Below are 2,271 nucleotides of genomic sequence, written 5' to 3' on the forward strand. Positions count from 1 at the left end.
TGAGCCTTCGCCAACTTGAAGTAGCAGGTCAAAGGGCTGGTGTGACCGGTCCGCGGGGTACTCGTGCTGGTCGTGGGCGGGAGTCCGTGTAGAAGATCGTCCGTCATCGGTTGATTTCGAGGTTCGTCAGGACCAGCAGGGCCCGCAGGAGCTGGGTGGTGCGGGCGGGGTCGATGCGGAGCTTGGTGAGGATCCGCCAGTTCTTGAGGTGGGCGAAGCCGTGCTCGACGGGTGCCCGTCCGACGGCGAGGACGCGGTTGGCCTCCTTCTCGCCTCGAGTGAGCTTGTGGGTGCGGGTAGCGATGTAGCCGGTGACGATCACGGGGTCGAGGATGTCGTTGTCCAGCCCGCGGAAGCCGAGGTCGGCCAGCGCTCCGAGGCCAGCGGCGCGCAGGTGGGCCAGAATGTGGTCGTGGCGGGCGGCGGTGTTGTCGTGGGTGCGGCCGGGTCGGGCGGCGGATATCCAGATCAGTCGGCCCTTCTCGTCGGTCAGGGCGAGGAAGTGCAGGCCGTGGCTGCGGTGCTTGCCGGAGTAGTTTCGCCGGTCGGCCTTGCCGGTGCGGCGCTGGGTGCGGATGAGGGTGCCGTCGATCAGGACCACCTCTCCGCCCTGCTTGGTGACCTTCTTCAGGGCGCGGTCCAGGCGCGGGGCCTGGGCGGCGAGCAGACCGATCAGCTCGTCGCGCCAGCGGCGGACGGTGGACTCGGACACATCGTTTCCGCCGGCCATGTCGGCCAGACGCTGGTCGTGGCGCAGCACGGCCAGGACGATCACCGCGATCTTCCCAGGCGGCAGGATCCGCCACCTGGACCGAATCGCCTTCAGACGACGCCGCAGCAGCTCGGCGAGGTGGTTGACCGTGTGCGTGGACAGCGGCAGGCGGCACTGGTAGACGAGCGGGCAGGTGTCCTCGGCGCGCTTTCTGATATTCGTCACACAATTCCAACGGGCGCCGGGGGCAGCCCGGTTACGCCCGGTCTGAGTCGCTCCGAGTGGCGGTGCGCCCGGTCACAGGCGGGTGGTGAACCGGCCGTCGGGTAGTTTCCGCAGCCAGCCGCGGTCGACGAGTCTGACCAGCTTGCTGCGGAGCGGTTCCAGCTTGGCCTTCACGCTGATGTCCACCCCCACTACCTCGCCGACCTCGCGGGCCATGATCGGTCCGGCGGCCTGTCGCACGGCGGTGATGATGCGCTGGTAGTCCGGTGGGAGCATGCTTTCGTCCGTGCCCGGCTCTCGGTGCGGGATCAGCATCACCGCCCGGCCAGCTACCTGCCCGGGCACCGGCCTGGCAGAGGCGCGTTCCTCGGCGAGCTGCACGGTCATCCGTTCAAGGACGCGTTCGGCGACGGCGAGTTCGTCCCGCTCGGCCCGCACTTCCGCAAGCTGTTTGGCCAGCTGCTCTTCGAGTTCGTCCAGTTCCGCACGCCGCGCGGTGATCCGTTCCAGCAGCTCGGGATCCAGCATGCACCGGATCGTAGAAGACTGCCGGGCCCCTGCGAGTAGGAATCGGTCGTACTGGACGTGTCAGGCGGCCGGCCCAGGGCTGAGGTGGATCTTGCGAGAACGTAGGTCGGATTGTGGCACATGACCAGTGATCAGCGAGACGGGAAGGAAGCCAGGGCGAGGTCCCACTGGTCAGCGGCGTGAAGCAGCGCCGCAGCGTCCATCCTGACCTCTACGACGTACTGGTAGATGTCGGCCCGGTCGTCACCCTGTTGCCACGGGGGCGCTGCCTCCAAGGACAGATGAATCCGAATTACCGCGTGTCCGTCCTCGCTCCGATCGGCGAGGCTGAAGGCCACGAGCGGCTCGATGAACCAGGTGTCCGGCGAAAGCTCACCTTCGGCATCAGGTTCGGTCACGGCCGCCGTCCCCGCGGCCACCGCGCGCAGCCACGCGGCTATCTGGCGAGCCTCATCGGTGAGCAAACACGGATCGGCGAAGGACCAGCTGCCCTCGGGAGTTGTCACCGTGCCATCAATGATCAGCCAGTTGTCGTCATACGAGTCGCCCCGGACCTCGGCGAACTGGTAGCGCACTGGGCGAAGGTCGACGCTGATTGCGGGATCGTTCAGGAGCACTGAGTCAGGATGTCATGTGCTGGCCAGCAGGACGGACCGCGGCTTCCATCCCAGGTGCACAGGTCAGAGCGCCGACGGGACTCCGTCAGATGATCTACTCCCCAGACTCCCGCCCACGACCAGCGCGAGCACCCCGGGGACCGGTCACACCAGCCCTTTGACCTGCTACTTCAAGTTGGCGAAGGCTCA

3 protein-coding genes are annotated in these 2,271 nt (G+C 67.1%); all 3 read right to left on the reverse strand.

What is annotated here, in order from left to right:
* Positions 1-103 precede the first annotated feature (103 nt).
* Positions 104-937 (reverse strand): transposase family protein, encoded by an 834-nt coding sequence (locus ACZ518_RS39420; RefSeq protein WP_469117848.1) that lies wholly within the window; start codon positions 935-937, stop codon positions 104-106.
* Between the two features lie 72 nt (positions 938-1,009).
* A complete protein-coding gene (locus ACZ518_RS39425; RefSeq protein WP_469117849.1) occupies positions 1,010-1,465 on the reverse strand; it encodes a hypothetical protein in 456 nt (151 codons plus the stop codon).
* A gap of 131 nt (positions 1,466-1,596) precedes the next feature.
* The gene (locus tag ACZ518_RS39430) at positions 1,597-2,082 is read right to left on the reverse strand and encodes a WapI family immunity protein (RefSeq protein WP_469117850.1); all 486 of its coding nucleotides are present in this window, start codon (positions 2,080-2,082) and stop codon (positions 1,597-1,599) included.
* Positions 2,083-2,271: the final 189 nt, after the last annotated feature.

Source organism: Streptomyces sp. NPDC033966 (assembly GCF_055575955.1).

Excerpts from the sequence above, each read along its gene's own strand:
- ACZ518_RS39425 (WP_469117849.1), bottom strand. The coding sequence starts at position 1,465 with ATGCTGGATCCCGAGCTGCTGGAACGGATCACCGCGCGGCGTGCGGAA.